At 72.7% G+C, this 15,042-nt stretch carries 15 protein-coding genes; 5 read left to right on the forward strand and 10 right to left on the reverse strand.

Annotated features, from left to right (window positions below; all coding sequences use genetic code 11):
* The 7 genes from AAH991_RS31950 to menB all read right to left on the reverse strand — a co-directional run.
* Nucleotides 1-677, reverse strand: a 677-nt coding sequence (locus tag AAH991_RS31950; protein WP_346229646.1) for a DUF222 domain-containing protein, incomplete at its 3' end; no start/stop codon positions are given.
* A gap of 451 nt (nucleotides 678-1,128) precedes the next feature.
* A complete protein-coding gene (locus AAH991_RS31955) occupies nucleotides 1,129-1,275 on the reverse strand; it encodes a hypothetical protein (RefSeq protein WP_346229647.1) in 147 nt (48 codons plus the stop codon).
* A gap of 114 nt (nucleotides 1,276-1,389) precedes the next feature.
* Complete coding sequence (locus AAH991_RS31960) at nucleotides 1,390-2,970, reverse strand: PucR family transcriptional regulator (RefSeq protein ID WP_346229648.1); 1,581 nt, start codon at nucleotides 2,968-2,970, stop codon at nucleotides 1,390-1,392.
* 8 nt (nucleotides 2,971-2,978) lie between these two features.
* Nucleotides 2,979-4,298 carry a serine hydrolase domain-containing protein gene (locus tag AAH991_RS31965; RefSeq protein ID WP_346229649.1) on the reverse strand — a complete coding sequence of 440 codons (1,320 nt, stop codon included), beginning with the start codon at nucleotides 4,296-4,298 and terminating at the stop codon, nucleotides 2,979-2,981.
* 149 nt (nucleotides 4,299-4,447) lie between these two features.
* Complete coding sequence (locus AAH991_RS31970) at nucleotides 4,448-5,086, reverse strand: DedA family protein (RefSeq protein ID WP_346229650.1); 639 nt, start codon at nucleotides 5,084-5,086, stop codon at nucleotides 4,448-4,450.
* A gap of 129 nt (nucleotides 5,087-5,215) precedes the next feature.
* A complete protein-coding gene (gene menD, locus AAH991_RS31975; RefSeq protein WP_346229651.1) occupies nucleotides 5,216-6,865 on the reverse strand; it encodes a 2-succinyl-5-enolpyruvyl-6-hydroxy-3-cyclohexene-1-carboxylic-acid synthase in 1,650 nt (549 codons plus the stop codon).
* Between the two features lie 145 nt (nucleotides 6,866-7,010).
* Nucleotides 7,011-7,841: a 1,4-dihydroxy-2-naphthoyl-CoA synthase gene (gene menB / locus AAH991_RS31980; RefSeq protein ID WP_346229652.1), complete on the reverse strand. Its 831-nt coding sequence runs from the start codon at nucleotides 7,839-7,841 to the stop codon at nucleotides 7,011-7,013.
* A gap of 108 nt (nucleotides 7,842-7,949) precedes the next feature.
* On the opposite strand from menB, the gene AAH991_RS31985 reads away from it, so the two are divergent.
* The 3 genes from AAH991_RS31985 (at nucleotide 7,950) to AAH991_RS31995 (ending at nucleotide 11,057) form a co-directional block, all read left to right on the forward strand.
* Nucleotides 7,950-9,077 carry an AMP-binding protein gene (locus AAH991_RS31985; protein WP_346229653.1) on the forward strand — a complete coding sequence of 376 codons (1,128 nt, stop codon included), beginning with the start codon at nucleotides 7,950-7,952 and terminating at the stop codon, nucleotides 9,075-9,077.
* A gap of 59 nt (nucleotides 9,078-9,136) precedes the next feature.
* Complete coding sequence (locus AAH991_RS31990) at nucleotides 9,137-9,520, forward strand: hypothetical protein (protein ID WP_346229654.1); 384 nt, start codon at nucleotides 9,137-9,139, stop codon at nucleotides 9,518-9,520.
* A gap of 169 nt (nucleotides 9,521-9,689) precedes the next feature.
* Nucleotides 9,690-11,057 carry an RNA polymerase sigma factor gene (locus tag AAH991_RS31995; protein WP_346229655.1) on the forward strand — a complete coding sequence of 456 codons (1,368 nt, stop codon included), beginning with the start codon at nucleotides 9,690-9,692 and terminating at the stop codon, nucleotides 11,055-11,057.
* 82 nt (nucleotides 11,058-11,139) lie between these two features.
* On the opposite strand, the gene AAH991_RS32000 is transcribed toward AAH991_RS31995, so the two are convergent.
* Together AAH991_RS32000 and AAH991_RS32005 are read right to left on the reverse strand one after the other, a co-directional pair.
* The gene (locus tag AAH991_RS32000) at nucleotides 11,140-12,546 is read right to left on the reverse strand and encodes a cytochrome P450 family protein (protein ID WP_346229656.1); all 1,407 of its coding nucleotides are present in this window, start codon (nucleotides 12,544-12,546) and stop codon (nucleotides 11,140-11,142) included.
* 137 nt (nucleotides 12,547-12,683) lie between these two features.
* Nucleotides 12,684-13,136: a hypothetical protein gene (locus tag AAH991_RS32005; protein ID WP_346229657.1), complete on the reverse strand. Its 453-nt coding sequence runs from the start codon at nucleotides 13,134-13,136 to the stop codon at nucleotides 12,684-12,686.
* Between the two features lie 133 nt (nucleotides 13,137-13,269).
* Here AAH991_RS32005 and AAH991_RS32010 point away from each other — a divergent pair, with 133 nt between their 5' ends.
* Nucleotides 13,270-13,836 carry a TetR/AcrR family transcriptional regulator C-terminal domain-containing protein gene (locus tag AAH991_RS32010; RefSeq protein WP_346229658.1) on the forward strand — a complete coding sequence of 189 codons (567 nt, stop codon included), beginning with the start codon at nucleotides 13,270-13,272 and terminating at the stop codon, nucleotides 13,834-13,836.
* Between the two features lie 366 nt (nucleotides 13,837-14,202).
* Entirely contained in the window at nucleotides 14,203-14,403 is a 201-nt protein-coding gene (locus tag AAH991_RS32015) for a DUF5999 family protein (protein ID WP_169952435.1), read from the forward strand.
* Here the strand turns inward: AAH991_RS32015 and AAH991_RS32020 are convergent.
* Nucleotides 14,390-14,986: an alpha/beta hydrolase family protein gene (locus AAH991_RS32020; RefSeq protein WP_346229659.1), complete on the reverse strand. Its 597-nt coding sequence runs from the start codon at nucleotides 14,984-14,986 to the stop codon at nucleotides 14,390-14,392. The genes AAH991_RS32015 and AAH991_RS32020 overlap by 14 nt on opposite strands.
* Between the last annotated feature and the right edge of the window lie 56 nt (nucleotides 14,987-15,042).

Here is a 15,042-nt window from a genome sequence, read left to right on the forward strand (position 1 = left end):
ATCTTCTCCTCCAGCAACGCCATGAACGCATCGGCCTGACGCACCCGCAGCGGACGGTCATCACCCTCCGCCCGCGGTCTGGCGTAGGCGTCCAGCAGCGCCTGCAACCGGGCGGCGTGCTCACGCGGGAGATAGAACTCCCCTTCCAGCCCGCCGCCCTTGCCCGGGCGGACCCGCAGGAACCGCCGCGCGTAATCGGCCCGCTCATCGCGGTCCTCGCCGTCGGGGTCGAGTATCGCCCGCAGATAGCGGCCGGCCTTGGCCACCTCCGCCGCGCCCGCCCTGGCCGCCAGCTCCAAAAGGATCGGCTCGGCCAGCGCGACCTGCTCATCCGACAGCCCGGAGATCGCCGTGCAGATGGCTTCGGCCACTCCGGCCGCCAGCTCGCCGGCGGCGAACTTCTCCCGCACGAGGGGCAGGCGGGCCAGCTCCACCGCCAACGTCAGCAGCCGGCCCGCACCGGCGACGGTCATCCCGCCCGTGGTGCGCAGCCAGCTACGGGTGGAGGCATGCCCGTGCCGCTTGGCCTGCCCCGCCCGATGCACCCGACCCACCCGGTCGGCAAGAGCACACGTGATCCGATCCCGGGCGAACAACAACTCCTCGGCCTCGGCCAGGCAAATGTCCGCATCGTCGGGAACCGGCGCCAACGCCAACGCCTGCGCCGACTCACGCAACGACCCCACCAGCACCCACGACGGACGAGGCCGGTCGCGACCGGGACGCTCTGTTGCATCGTCGGCGGCGCCGGGGCCGCTTTCAGCCGCATTGCCGGTTGCGTCACTGGCCGCACCGGCACCCACAGAGTGATCAGACGGAACTCCAGAGTCTGCGGTTCCTGCGCAACTGGCGCGATTACCCCTGCCCTCCCCCGATACGGACTGCCCGAAAAGCCGATCGTGGGCGAGGGAGCCTTCGGATGACCATAGGGGCGAGTTGGCGATGAGCTCGTCCCACCAGTCGCCGGATGGCGCATTCGAATGCCGAGGATGTGCGGGAGCGACTTCGATGGGCTCCATCACACCCCCCTCTCAATCGAATGCCTGTACGAATTCTTTCACCGGCTATTACTTACAGCAAGTTCACCGCACGATTACTTGGAGTCACAGGATCGAGGCCGGACAAGCATCAGACATGACCGGCCACGAGGGCGAGCCGGACTACTAGCGCCTGGCGAGCGAGATCCGCCGCGACATCCGGGGCAGCGGTGCGCAGGTCGGACTCGGCGGCCAGCAGCCCGCTTTTCACCGCTATGTTCTCGGCGCCGACGACCACACGCGAGGACGCGAGCGTCCTCGCGCATCGAGTGCAGGGTTTCCACGTTCGGACAACCCCGAGGACGTGCACCGCCGGGTGAGCTGACCGCTTCCGCGCCCCCGGGGCGTCGTGCTATCGGCCGAAGATGCGCATCTGGAGCATGACGCTGAGCCGCGCGTCGGGGTCGGACAGGTCCAGCCCGCCGATCTCGGTCAACCGCTTGAGGCGGTAGCGGAACGTGTTGGCGTGCACGTGGACCCGCGCGGCGGCGGCGTTGACGTCGCCGAAGGCGTCCAGGTAGGCACGCAGCGTGGCGACCAGCTCGCTCCCGTGCTCGGCGTCGTACGCGAGCAGCCGCTCGTACGGCCCGTTGGGCGCCTGTTTCTCCGCGCGGACCAGATCGGAGAACTGGAGCAGCAACGCCTCGAAGTGCACGCTCGTGTACCCGGCCGCCTGGCCGGAGGCGCCCCTGGCGCGCAGCACCCGTAGCGCCCGGTCGGCGTCGGCCCGCGAGCGGGCCACCTCGGCGAGGTCGGCCGCCAGGCGGCCCACGCCGGTGTTGGCCGCGTGCCGGGGGCCGACCCTGGTCAGGAAGCTTTCCGCCACGCGTACGGCCCGCGCCTCCTCCTGCCCGCCGGCCTGCAGGGGCAGCACGGCATAGGCCACCGAGCCGACCAGCGCGGCGGCGGCCTTCGGGTGGATGGCCGCGACGTGCAGGGCGAGAGCGTCGCAGAACCGCTGCCGGTCGCTCTCCAACCGGGCGGCGTCGTCGTACGCCTCCTCGGTGAGCTGGGCCGCGAGCACGCACAGGCGCTCGCTCGCCACGCCCAGCCGGCCGGCCGCCTCCGCGGCGTCGCCGCCGCCGGCGAGCACGGTCGACAGGAGATCGGCGCGCAGCCGCCTGCTGGTGTCGGCCCCGGCGCGCTGCCGCAGAAGCTGCAGCGCGACGATCTTGGCGGCGTCGGCGAGGGCGCGCCGCCGCTGCTCGCTCAGCGGCTCGCGCACGGCGGCCCAGATGGAGCCGAGGACCTCGTCGCCCGAGCGGACGGCCACCGCCGCCCGGTTGATCCCCTCGTCGTGCAGTTCGATGTAGATCGGCTCACGGCTCTGGTAGAGCCGGCGGAAGACGCCCCCCTCCTCCAGCATCCGCCGGTACCGCTCCGGCACCTGACGGCCGAGCACGGTCGCCACCCGCCCGGGGTCGGCCTCCTCCTGCCGCTCGGAGTACGCCAGCACCCGGGAGGAGCGGTCCTCGATGGTCACCGGCGCGTCCAGCAGCGCGCACACGGCGTTGGCCAGCGAGAACAGGCCGTCCGGCGACTCGTCCAGCAGCGGGTCCCGCAGCTCGGCCAGCAGGGAGCGCAGCAGCGCCGCCACCTGGGCCCAGGACGCGGCGCGGGTGAGACCGAGCACCGCGACCCCGGTCTCCCTGACCTTCGCGCGGAGCGGCTCGTCGACCTCCACGGGCTGCTTGACCACGATGCCGGCCGCCGGACCGGCCGCGTCGAGCAGGGCCCGTACCCGCTCGGCCGAGTCCACCCCGACGGCGAGCACGAGAGCGCCCTCCTGCAGCGAGGGCTCGTCCAGGGGGTCGTGGATGTGCACCCCGGTGACCTCGGCGTCGAGGTCACCGGGAGAGGCGGCCACGTCGAGCACGGTGCTGCCGAGGTCCTCCAGAACGCGGCGAAGGCTGGCGCGCGGCCGTGCGTCCATCCCCCGCCTCAGCCGATCCTGGGCGTGGCCCGTGCGCCGAGGTGGACGTACGGCGTGCCGTCGGCGAGCCGGAAGAAGACGGCCGACCACCAGTCGGGCTGCCCCTGCGGGCGGCCGACGAACGTGACGTCGTCCACCGGCACGAGATCGAGGTCCACGGGCGGCTGCGCGCCGGCGAGGGCCCCGGTGGCCTCGATGTGCGTCGCCAGGGCTCCGTCGCGCGCGGTCATCGTGATCCGCATGCCGGTTCGCTCGTAGACCCCGGCGTATCGCGCCACGTCTGTCTCGTACGGCTCGGCCGGCGGGCCGAGCACGGGCGGGACGGCCAGGCCGAGCAGGTCGCCGAACAGCTCGGTGGCCACGGCGTGCTGGAAGGCGCCGGTCTGGCCGCCGTTGGCCAGCACGCACGCGACGGTGCCCGCCCCGGGGATCGCCCAGAGCATGGCGGCCTGGCCGATCGTGTTGCCGCCGTGCGAGATCACCCGGCGGCCGTCCCACTCGTCGAGGATCCAGCCGATCCCCCACTGCCTGCCCAGCGTGTGCGGATTCGGGATGTCCACCTGCGGCTCCCACATCACACGGGGATCGGCGAGCAGGCCGCCTTCCAGGTGGGCACGGGCGAAGGCCACGACGTCGGCGGCGCGGGCGCAGATGAGCCCGGCCGGTCCCCCCGACCGCATCAGGCCCCACATCGGTGCCGGAGCACCGTCGACGTGCCCCATGGCCGCGCGGAACCGCAGGACGTCCTCCGGCAGGGTCCAGGTGTGGGTCAGGCCCAGCGGCTCGACGATCTGCTCGCGCAGCGCGGCGTCCCACACCTTGCCGGTCAGGCGCTCGATCACCCGCCCCACGACGGAGAAGCCGGAGTTGCAGTACGACTGGGTGGCCCCGAGCGGGTGGTTCTGCGCGAGGTCCGCGCACGCCTCGACGTACTTCTCCAGGCAGTCGTCACCCCGGCCGGTGTCGAGGAACAGGTCACCGTCGATGCCCGAGGTGTGCGACAGCAGGTGCCGGAGCGTGACCCTCTTGGTCGCCTCCGGGTCCGCGACGCGGAACTCCGGCAGGATCTCCCGCACGGGGGTGTCGAGGGTGACCCGCCCCTGCTCGGCCAGCAGCATGATCTGCGTCGAGGTCCACAGCTTCGTGATCGAGCCGATCTGGAAGAGGGAGTCGGCGGTCGCCTCGACGCCGGTGGCGACGTTGAGCACGCCGGCGGCGAACTCACGGACCTCTCCCCCGTGCAGGAAGGCCAGGGCCGCGCCGGGGACCTCGTACTCGGCGATCAGCTCACCGAGCCGCGTCCGCCATCGTCCTGCCACGTCAGCCATCGAAAGGTCCTTCCGTCGCCGGGGCCGTCGCCCGAACGCTAGACGTCCTTCCCTGCCGCTGCTTCGTCCGGCTCAACGAACCGGCGCGTCGCCCGTAGTGGGATTGTCCAACACGACGCGCCGTACCTCGAACTTGAAGCAGCCTCGCGTCAGGAGGCGCTGACGGTCTCCGGCACGCTCTCCTCGGCGGCCGCCTTGGCGGCCTTGCGCTTCAGCCACACCGTGGTGCCCAGCCCGAACAGGACGGCGATCACCAGCCCGACCCAGGAGAAGCCCTTGAGCCACTTGTCGGCCACCACGCCCAGGTAGTAGATCGCGGCCGTGGTACCGCCGGCCCACACGATCCCGCCGAGGACGTTGGCGACGAGGAAGCGCCAGTAGGGCATGTGCAGGGCGCCGGCCAGCGGCCCGGCGAGGATCCGCAGGAGGGCGACGAAGCGGCCGAAGAACACCGCCCACATGCCGTGGCGGTTGAACACCTGCTCCGCCTTGGCGATGTGCGCCGGGCCGAAGTGCTTGGGGAAGCGCCGCCCCAGACGGTCGAACAGCGGCCGTCCGCCCCTGCGGCCGATCAGGTAGCCGATCGAGTCCCCGACGATCGCGCCGCCGCTCGCGCAGATCCCGACGATCAGGGGGTCCACGACTCCTCTGGACGACAGCAGCGCGGCGCTCACCAGCACGATCTCACCCGGGAGCGGGATGCCCAGGCTCTCCAGCCCGATGACGGCGCCCACGAGCACGTAGACCCAGACGGACGGGATGGTCTGCAGCCACTCGTCGACGTGCATCTCACTCCTCATGGCGGGGAAACAGCACCCATTCTGCCGTCGCCCCGCGAGTGCGGCATCCGCCGGAAGGACCAACAGGGGTAAGCCCGCAGGAGGACGGGCGCGCCCCCGGGTCCGGCCCGGAAACGATCAACCGCGCATGGCGGCGCGTACGGCCTCGCGCATCGCGGCGTGGACCGCCGCGTTGCGCGCCCGGTCGGTGCGCGCCTCCACCAGCCGCAGGCCGTCCCCCTTGATCGCCCTGGACAGCTCCTCGGGATCCTCCACCAGCGTGTACGGCAGGCCGCTCGCCGCGGCCAGGTAGCCGAAGTCCACGCCGTGAGGGGTACCGAAGACCCGCTCGAACGGGTCCTCGATGGCGGCCTGCGGCAGCAGCGAGAAGATCCCGCCGCCGTCGTTGTTCACCACCACCAGGCACAGGTCGGGCCGGGGCTCACGCGGGCCGAGGATCAGCCCGTTCTGGTCGTGCAGGAGAGTCAGGTCGCCGATCAGCGCGTACGCGGGCCCGTTGTGGGCGAGCGCGGCCCCGACGGCGGTGGAGACCAGGCCGTCGATGCCCGAGGCGCCCCGGTTGGCCATGAGCCGCAGCCCCCGCCGTGGGCGCATGGCCTGGTCGAGGTCGCGGATCGGCATGGACGAGCCGCAGAACAGCAGCGACCCGTTGGGCAGCACCTCGGTGAGGTCCCTGGCCAGCCGCGGCTCGGTCAGCCCGGAGGAGTCGAGCACCGTGTCGAGCGCCTCGCGCGCCAGTTGGTCGGCGTGCCGCCAGGCACGCAGCCAGGCGTCCCCTCCCGCGGCGATCGGGATCTCCACGGCCTGGGCCACCTGGGTGGCCGAACGCGTCGGGTCGGGCCACCGGGTCAGGTCGGGGGCCACGACGATGTGCTCCTCGGCCCGGCGCAGCCACGACAGCAGCGGGCGCGACAGCCCGGGGCGGCCGAGGGTGACCACGACGTCCGGCCGGTGGGCGTCGGCCCACTCCTGGTCGCCCAGCAGGAAGTGGTACGTCGAGATGGCGTGGTCGCCGTACCGGCCGCCTCCGTTGGGCTCCGACAGCACGGGCCAGCCCGCCATGCCCGCGGCGGCGACGTACCGCCGCACGTTGGCGGCGCCGTCGCCGACCACCAGCACGCCGCGCCGGGTCGGCGGGATGTGCAGGGCGGCGGACGGCGGCGCGACCCGCGCCCGCATCCACGCGCCCGAGGCGTCGCCGTCGAGGGGCTCGCACCAGCTCGCGTCGCCGTCGGGGATCAGCGGCTCGCGGAAGGCCACGTTGAGGTGGACGGGACCGGGGTCCGGCGGCCCGGCGGCGCGCTGGCAGGCCCGGCACACCAGGGAGCGCCAGTAGGCCACCTGGCCGGGCCGCTCCTCCGGCACGCCGACCTCGGCGAACCATCGCACGGCCGAGCCGTACAACTTGACCTGGTCGATCGTCTGGTTGGCGCCGGTGCCGCGCAACTCGGGCGGCCGGTCGGCGGTCAGCAGGAGCAGCGGCACCCCCGACTCCGACGCCTCGATCACGGCGGGATGGAAGTTGGCCGCCGCGGTGCCGGAGGTGCAGATCAGAGCCACCGGCCGCTCGGACCTCTTGGCCAGGCCGAGCGCGAGGTACGAGGCCGAGCGCTCGTCGACGCGCACGTGCAGCCGCACCCGTGACTCGCCGTGCGCGGCGAGCGCCAGCGGCGCGGACCGGGACCCCGGGGCGAGCACCACGTCGGTGACCCCGCAGCGCACCAGTTCGTCGATCAGGACGGTCGAAAGAGCGGTCGCCGGGTTCACCGCCGCGCCTCCAGAACGCCCAGATCTAGAACGCCCAGACCGGCCCGGTTTGTGTCCACCCGCCCGTCTCCTCCCGTTCCCGCAGCCGCAAGCGTACGGCAAAACGGAGAGGCCGCCGTCATCCCGCGGCCTCTCCCGGAGCCGGTCAGGGCCGGCGGGGGTACTTCGAGAAGTCCGGCTTGCGCTTCTCCTTGAACGCGTCGCGGCCCTCCTGGGCCTCCTCGCTCATGTAGTACAGCAGCGTCGCGTCGCCGGCGAACTGCTGCATGCCGGCCGCGCCGTCGGTCACCGCGTTGAGCGCGCCCTTCAGCATGCGCAGCGCGAGGGGCGACTTCTCCAGCAGCTCGCGGGCCCACTGGACGGTCTCCTCCTCCAGGCGCTCGAGCGGCACGACGGCGTTGACCAGACCCCACTGGAGCGCGGTCTGGGCGTCGTACTGACGGCACAGGTACCAGATCTCGCGGGCCCGCTTGAGGCCCACGGTCTCGGCGAGCAGCCAGGAGCCGTATCCGCCGTCGAACGAGCCCACCTTGGGGCCGGTCTGGCCGAATCTCGCGTTGTCGGCGGCGATCGTCAGGTCGCAGCAGACGTGCAGCACGTGGCCGCCGCCGATCGCGTAGCCCGCCACCATCGCGATGACCGGCTTGGGGCAGCGGCGGATCTGCACCTGGAGGTCCAGGACGTTGAGCCGGCCGATGCCGTGGGTCTTGTCGTCCACGTAGCCGTCGTCGCCGCGGATCTTCTGGTCGCCGCCGGAGCAGAACGCCTTGTCCCCGGCGCCGGTGAAGATGATCACACCGACCTCGGTGTCCTCCTGGGCCCGGTCGAAGGCCGCGCGGAGCTCGAACAACGTCGTGGGGCGGAAGGCGTTGTGCCGCTCGGGGCGGTTGATCGTGATCTTCGCCATCCCCTCGGCGGTCTCGTAGATGATGTCCTCGTACTCACCCGACCGCTTCCAGTCGACCCCGCTCGTCACACCCGCTCCTTCGTCGTCACCTGCCAGGCGGCGGCGTACGGCCACCGCGCCGGGACTAACCTTACGACCGTGCTCAGCCCTCCCGGACACCGCCCAGGACAGCGACCCGTGCACGCCCTCGTCCTGCCTCCGGGGCCCGCCCTGTCGGAGGCCGTACGGCAGGCCCTGACCGGCGACGGCCCCGCCGTGCTGCCGCTGTCGCCGGATCTGCCACGGCCCGCGCTGGAGGCGACGCTCGCCGCGCTGCGGCCCACCCACGTCGTCACCGCCGACGGCGTGCGGCGCGAGCCGGACGGGGAGCCGTCCGACGCGGCGCTGATCATCGCGACCTCCGGCTCCACCGGCGCCCCCAAGGGCGTGGAACTGACGGCCGGGGCGCTGCTCGCCTCGGCCCGGGCCTCGCTGGCCAGGCTCGGCGCCCGCGAGGGCGACCGCTGGCTGTGCTGCCTGCCGCCGTCGCACATCTCCGGCGCGCAGGTGCTCATCCGGTCGCTGCTGTGCGGCACCGAGCCGATCATCCATTCCCGCTTCTCCCCCGCCGAGGTCATCGCGAGCCGGGCCGACTACGTCTCGCTGGTCCCCACCCAGGTGCGGCGCGTGCTCGACGCGGGTGCGGACCTCACGGCCTTCCCCGTGATCCTGCTCGGCGGGGCCGCCGCTCCCGCCGGCCTGCTCGCCGAGGCCCGCGCCGCCGGGCTCCGGGTCGTCACGTCGTACGGCATGAGCGAGACGAGCGGCGGCTGCGTGTACGACGGCGTGCCCCTGGACGGCGTCGAGGTCGAGATCGGCGGCGACGGGCGGGTGCGGATCTCGGGCTCGGTGCTGTTCTCGGGCTACCGGCTGCGCGAGGACCGGCCCTTCGAGGGCGGCTGGTTCGTCACCTCCGACCTAGGGCGGATGGAGAACGGGCGGCTCACCGTGCTCGGCCGGGCGGACGACGTGATCAACACCGGCGGCCGGAAGGTCGTGGCGGGCGCGGTCGCCGAGGTGCTGGCCGGGCACCCGGCCGTACGCGACGTCGTGGTGGTGGGCAGGCCCGACCCCGAGTGGGGTGAGACCGTGGTCGCCGTCGTGGTTCCGGGGGACGCCCGCGAGGTCACGCTCGACGCGCTGAGAGGCTTCGCCAAGGAGCGACTGCCCGCCTACGCCGCGCCGCGCGCCCTCGAGCTGGTGTCCCAGATTCCCCTGCTTCCGAACGGCAAACCGGATATGGTCGCACTGAAGAACCGGAAGTGAAGATCCGGAACCGCGGATGACCGCCGTGCGTCTATGAGAGTGGGGGAAGGGGACGCCGCATGCAACCGATCCGCCTCACGCCGGCGCACAAGATGATGGCCTCCGCCGTGCTCGTCGGCGTCGTCATCGTGGGCGGAGCGTCGGTCACCGCGGCCGCGTTCTCCGGGCGCCTGGACGACGTCGCGAAGGCGGACGACGCTCCCGCCGCCAAGCTCGGCCCTGCGGGCCGCGGCCACGAGGGATCGCGCGACATCCTCCCGGCCGACTCCGGCCGGGGCGGCTTCACCGGGTCCAGGTCCACTCCCGGCGCCGACCCGGACGTGGTGTCCGAGGCGCTCACGGACGACCCGGACGGGGTCGCCGGCTACTGGACCAACGAGCGCATGGAGGACGCCGGTCCCATGCCGGTGCCCGAGGTCAGCGTCACCATCATCCCCGACTGACAGCACCGGCCGGCCGGGCCGCCCGGCCGGGTCCACCACCCTCCCCCGCGGGGTGAGGGAACAAACCAGGCGCGAGAGCGTTATTGATACTGGTGCGCTGAGCCGCCGGACGCCGCGCCCCGATCGCAAGCATTCGAAACCATGAACTCCGCAAGGAGGAGGTGTCCTCATGCCCCGGACCGCCGTGGCGGCCTCGCCCGAGCGCGAGGTGACCCCGACGACGCTCGACCTGCTGCTGGAGCGAGGCCGTGCGCAGGGTCGCCTTTCCCTGTCGGAGCTGCGCGAGGCCTTCGCCAAGGCCGGCGTCAGCCCCGTCGAGGGCCGCTCGATCCTGCGCGAGCTGACCGAGGCGGGCGTGAACCTGGCCGCCGACACCGCCGCTGACGGCGCGCCGGGCGGCACCGCCCCCGCGGGCACCCAGAAGGCCAAGGCTCCCGCCAGGAAGTCCCGCCGGGCCGCCCAGGCCGAGGCCGCCAAGAAGAGCGCGCCCGCCGCCAGGAGCACCGCGAAGAAGACGGCCAAGGCCGGCGACGAGGAGCCGTACGACGAGGAGCTCCCGGTCGACGAGACCGAGGCGGAGGAGAGCGAGACGCTCGACCTCGACGACACCTCGTCGGTCATGGGCGACTCGGTGCACACCTACCTGAAGTCCATCGGCCGCCGCACCCTGCTCACCGCCGCCCAGGAGGTGGAGCTGGCCAAGCGCATCGAGGCCGGGCTGTACGCCGAGTACAAGCTCGAGACCGCCCTGGAGAACGGCGAGCGCCTCGCGCCGGGCGTCCGCGAGGACCTGGAGTGGGTCATCGAGGACGGCAGGCGGGCCAAGGACCACATGCTGGAGGCCAACCTCCGCCTGGTCGTCTCGGTCGCCAAGAAGTACACCGACCGCGGCATGGCCCTGCTCGACGTCGTGCAGGAGGGCAACCTCGGCCTGATCCGCGCGGTCGAGAAGTTCGACTACACCAAGGGCTACAAGTTCTCGACGTACGCCATGTGGTGGATCCGGCAGGCCATCCAGCGCGGCTTCGCCGACTCGGCCCGTACGATCCGGCTGCCCGTCCACGTGCTGGAGATGCTGTCGAAGCTGTCGCGCGTCGAGCGTGACATGCACCAGCGTCTCGGCCGTGAGCCCACGCCGGAGGAGCTGGCCGTCGAGCTGGACAAGACCCCGGACCAGATCGAGGAGCTGCTGCGCACCAGCCGGCAGCCGATCAGCCTCGACTCGACCATCGGCGAGGACGGCGAGACCCGGATCGGCGACCTCATCGAGGACGTCGACTCCCCCGAGGCGTCCGAGGTCGTGGACCGGCAGCTGCTGGCCGAGCAGCTCAAGGGCGTGCTGAGCAACCTGTCGCCGCGCGAGGCCAAGATCATGAGCCTGCGCTTCGGCCTGGCCGACGGCAAGCCGCACACGCTGGACGAGATCGGCAAGCACCTGGGCCTGACCCGGGAGCGGATCCGCCAGCTCGAGAAGGAGTCGCTGTCCAAGCTGCGCCACCCGAGCAACACCCGCCCGCTGCTCGACTGGGCGAGCTGAGATCTGGGCCGGCTGAGCGCCGCCTGATCCGGATACGAGTACGGCCCGCGTCCCCGCGAAGGGGGCGCGGGCCGTACGGCTTTCACGCCCCCGGCTGGTCGTCCCGCCGTCCGCCCCGCAGCCTGCGCAGGACGGTCCACAGCGAGGACCGGGCGGCCCGGCGGTTGTCGGCGGGGGCGTCGGCGGGGACGTCGGACGGCTCCCGTCCGCTGTCACCACCCGCGCTCTGCGCATCGCTCCTGCCACGCGGCCCGGACGCCGGCCTCACCTCGTACTGCACGGGCAGGGAGCGCAGCGCCCGCGTGAAGGGGGAAGGGCGCCAGGGCAGCTGGTCGGGCGGCAGCGCGAGGCCCAGCGCCGCGAACCGCTCGAGCAGCCGCCGCACGGCGATCGTGGTGATCTGGGTCGCCAGCCGCCGGCTCGGGCATCGGTGCGGGCCCGCGCCCCACGACAGGTGCGCGCGGGTGCTGCGCACGGTGTCGTCGCCGAGGGCCGAGGCGAACCGCGGGTCGTTGTTCGCGGCCGCGATCGACAGCAGCACGGGGTCGCCCGCGGCGATCGTGAAGTTCCCCAGCTTCGCGTCCGCCCTGGCGTAGCGGAGGGTGACGTTGGCGATCGACGGTTTCAGCATCGCGACCCGGTTCACCGCCTCCTCGACCGCCCCCGTCGACAACGTCGCCCGCAGCCGCGGGTTGGTGATCGCCTCGACCACCGCGTTGCAGATCAGGCTGCCGGTGAAGTCCAGGAAGGCGGGCAGCAGGAACAGCTCGCGGGCCAGCTCGTCGTCGGTGAAATCCGGCTTGGCGGCGAGCAGATAGGAGGGGACGTCCTCGCCGGGCCTTCTCCGCTTGACCGTCGCGAGTTCCAGGAAGGTGGCGTGCAGCCGCTGGTACGCCCCGCCGGAGTCCGGGCCGTCCAGCAGGCGCCACAGATCCATCACCAGGTCGTCGCCGCGGCCGATGCCGATGCCGAACAGGCGGCCCGCGACCATCAGCGGCAGCGGTCGCCCGTACTGCGCGGACAGGTCCGCGAGCCCCGTGGACGTGCCCTCCGTGACGACGTCGATGAGCTCGTCGCAGTAGCGCAGGATGGCGCGTTCCATCAGCTGCGCCTGCGGATGAGCGGGGTCCTGGTACGGCCGGAGGGCGGCGTCCCAGGCCGCGCGGCCCGCGCGGTGCCTGTCCCCGTCCTGGAACCCGGTGTTGTCCGCCGCGAGCAGGGTCAGCGGCGGCCAGTCGGCGGGCACCCTGCCCTCGGTGTAGGCCCGCCAGCCGGCCACGCACTTTCTCCAGCGCTCGCCCGCGTTCTGCAGGACGTGCAGCACCTCGTCGTAGCCGAGGACGAACCACACGGGCACACCGAGGAGATCGACCGGCGCCACCGGGCCGTAGGCGCGCCGGAGGCGTTCGTGGACGAGCGCGGGTTCGGTGTCGTACTCCCTGGTGAGCAGGGGTTCCAGCGGTGACGACGACAGCGAGTCGGGGATCAAGGGGACGACCTGCCTTCCTGCTCCCGAGCCCTGACGCTCGGCTCGGGTGTGAGGCGGAATCGTAGACCTTCGCGGCTCCCGTGTCAGGAGCCGCGATCACCGTCGTCGCGCCGGCCGGCCGGCCCGGACGCGCGGGCTCAGCGACCGGCGGCGGCCAGCCCCTTGCGCACGTCGCGCGGGGTCAGGCGGGCGGGGTCGCCCGTCTTGCCGGCACGGGGCACCCGCGGAATGCCGCTGAGGCGGTGCGCCTCGCGCAGCGTGCGCAGCCGGTTCACCTCGTCGGTCCACAGCGCGCCGTCGGGGGTGGCCCTCGCCTTGCGCCGGGCGATCCTGCTGTCGTAGGACTTCACGCCGTACGTGGCACGCTGTCCCGCCTCGGCCGCGCGCAGCGCCTCGGTCAGCGCCGTGTCGAGGCCCAGGGCCGCCTCACGGAGCTCGGGGAGCGGCACGCCCGCCGCCTTCGCCTCCTGGAACCGCCGCTGCGCCGCCCGGAGCTTGTCCAGCACGTGGTCGAAGTTCTTCCGGGTCTCCAGATCCGCGTGGTAGCGGACCTCCGCCTCCCGGCTCACCCGCGGACGGAAAAACGCCATCGTCAGCCCCTTCGTATCGGCTCGCGCATCGAACTCACGTCGCAAGCGGTAGCGTACGCGCTCCGCGCGGAGGCCCGCACCGCAGGGTGCGCCGCCCTTTACGAAGTAAGGCCCGATGTGGCAGCATGATCGCATGCCCGCCAAGCGACCACCCGTCCCCCTGTCCCGGGAGCGGATCATCGACGCCGCCCTGCACATCGCCGACGGTCAGGGCCTGCGCCGGCTGACCATGCGCCGGCTCGGCGACGCCCTCCAGGTGGAGGCCATGGCCATCTACCACCACCTGCCGCGGGGCAAGGAGGCGCTGATGGACGCCCTCGCCGAGCACGTGACGACCGTGGAGGTCGATCCGGCCGGCGCCGCCACCTGGCAGGACAGGGCGCGCGCCTGGGCCCGCGCGAGCCGCGCCGCGCTGCTGGAGCACCCGGGTGTGCTGTCGCTGGCCCTGACCAAGCCCCCCAAGGGATCGGCCCTCATCGCGATCAGGGAGCAGACCGAGCAGCTGCGCGAGTCGGGGATCGGCGACCCGGCCGGGGCGGTCCGCGCGCTGCGGGCCTACGTGTTCGGCAGCGTGGCCGTGGAGGTCCAGCAGTCGGGGTGGGCCGATCCGGACGCCGAGGTGCGCGACGCGCGCACCGCCGAGGGCGAGCGCGACTTCGAGCACGGCCTCGACGCGCTGATCGCCGGCCTCGGCGGCTGAGGGACCGGATTTCCGGGCCGACTACATCTAGCTCGTCAGGCGGCCGAAACCTGTGATCTTCCGGTTACCCGGCTGTCGGCGTGTCGAGGCCGGACCGTTGCCTGCAATGGGGCATTCTTGTGTACTAGGTCACAACAGTGCGCGTGAGCCTGCTCGGGGTGCGGCCGGGTCCCCTGCCCGACCGGCGGAAATGCTCCGAACGGACTATGTCGTACGGATGCGGCCGAGCCGCAAACTGGTGTAGTCCAGTGTGGTGTTCGTCATACCGAGCTCCTCGCACCCTGAACGAGGACACTCGTGACGGCGCCCGCGGGACGCCCGCAAGACAAAACGAGCGAACGAACGAAAAGACACGGAGCCCCGGCGATGTGCCCTCATGAACCGGCCTGTCCCACCGCGGACGCGAAGGACCGAGAAGCCGCCCGCACGATAGCCTGTCACCCCGAGCAGGGCTGGAGTCTGCTCTGCAACGGTGTCGTGCTGTTCGAGGACACCGGCGAGCTGCTGCCGGACGGCGGCGTCATCGCCCCGCACCGTCCCACCGACATGGCCATCAGCGCCGCCTAGGCGGCAACAGCCACTGCGCCACCACCTCGCCCACCCGGGCGGGGTCCTTCTTGAACTCGTGTCCCTCCCCCGGGAGGACGACGAGACGTGCGGCGTCCTTCTCGTCCGGCACGCCGAACGGATCCCGATCCCCGTTGACCACGAGCACGGGGGTCCCCGCCTGCCGCAGTTCCTCCGCCCGTGAGCGTTCCGGCTTTCCCGGCGGATGCAGCGGGAACGCGAGCGCCACCACCGCCTCGGCCCCGGCGGCGCGCGCGGTGCGGCAGGCGACCCGCGCCCCGTTGCTCCGCCCGCCCTGGACGAACGGCAGGCCCGGATGACGCGCGCGGAGCGCGGCCACGATCGACAGCCACGCCTCGTCCTGCTTGACCGCCGGCCCCGGCGCCCGCGCGCCGCGCAGCCGGAACGGCTGGACCACCCGGGCGACCGTCCCCCCGGCCGCCAGCACCGCGTCACGTACGGCGAGCAGGTCGGGGGCGTCCACACCTCCCCCGGACCCGTGGGTCAGGACCAGCAGCAGCCGGGGATCGGGCGCCTCGTCCACCTCGGCCAGGGCGCGGCCGTGCGGGGTCTCGATCTCCATGGCGGTGACGGTAGCGGGTCCGACCGGAGCAGGAGGAGGCGACCCTCCGATCGGAG

Origin of the sequence: Microbispora sp. ZYX-F-249 (assembly GCF_039649665.1) — a bacterium.
In the GTDB taxonomy this organism is placed as follows: domain Bacteria; phylum Actinomycetota; class Actinomycetes; order Streptosporangiales; family Streptosporangiaceae; genus Microbispora; species Microbispora maris.